We start from the raw sequence: 927 nt of genomic DNA on the forward strand, positions 1-927 counted from the left end.
GTATGATGACTATCTTAAAGAGCTTGAAGCGCTCATGAAGGAATTTTTTGCCAACCAACCCCTACCACGCGGTCTTTATGCTGTCAAAATTGCTAAGTATAAAGAGGATAAACTTGTCAATGATAGTGGTGTATACTATGTGAAGATTGAAAATCGTCAAGTTGTAAAGCTGTTGCAAAAATTAGAGTAGGAGTTGCTAGGGCTAGGTAAGTCTCACAATATTTTTACTAAGAAGAGAAGGGAAGTTTTGTAATGATTAGTTTAGAGCTGTTGTCTGAGGAAAATAGTCTAGACGTTTATTCTTTTGAAAAAGAAAATCGAGAGTATTTTGAACGAAATTTACCTCCTAGACCAGCTAACTATTTTGGTTTAGAAGGTTTTAAAGAAATCACGAGGGAATTGTTAACGGAACAAACGAATCGTGATGTCTATATGCATCTTATCAGAGATTCGCAAGGCATGATGGTCGGCAGAATCAATTTAAGTGTTTTAGAGAATGATCGAACAACAGCAGAGCTTGGGTATAGGATTGGGGAAAATGTTACTAACTTAGGTTATGCTGGCGAAGCGGTTAAACTCGTTTTAGACAAGGCCTTTACGACTTATGGTTTAAATAAAATCATTGCAGGAACGGCAACGGGTAATCTAGCCTCTCAGAGGGTGCTTATAAAAAATGGTTTCACCTTTAGTAGGATGATAGAAAATGACTTACACATTCATAATGAGTGGGTTCATACAGCAGTATTTGAGATAAGGAGGCCATAATATTATTATTTCCAGTCTATTGACAAGGTTAATGGAGTCATCAATCTTTACGGACATTCAAGAATGTTTTCTTGGATGTTTTTTGTTTAGAATCTCCAGATGTGTCTGTTAAAATTTGATTTTCCCAGTGGACAATCGTCCACTTTTTTTATATAATAAAAC

Annotated in this window: 1 protein-coding gene and 1 pseudogene; both read left to right on the plus strand. The window is 35.9% G+C overall.

From position 1 onward, the window contains the following. Positions 1-190: pseudogene (locus GMD6S_RS12795) on the plus strand (hypothetical protein); the annotation flags it as partial. Between the two features lie 62 nt (positions 191-252). Further along, positions 253-765: a GNAT family N-acetyltransferase gene (locus GMD6S_RS09560; protein ID WP_000624247.1), complete on the plus strand. Its 513-nt coding sequence runs from the start codon at positions 253-255 to the stop codon at positions 763-765. Positions 766-927 lie beyond the last annotated feature (162 nt).

The organism is Streptococcus sp. GMD6S (assembly GCF_000297015.1).

Bases quoted from the DNA above. Each gene is read 5' to 3' on its own strand.
- GMD6S_RS09560 (WP_000624247.1), top strand. From the start codon at position 253: ATGATTAGTTTAGAGCTGTTGTCTGAGGAAAATAGTCTAGACGTTTAT.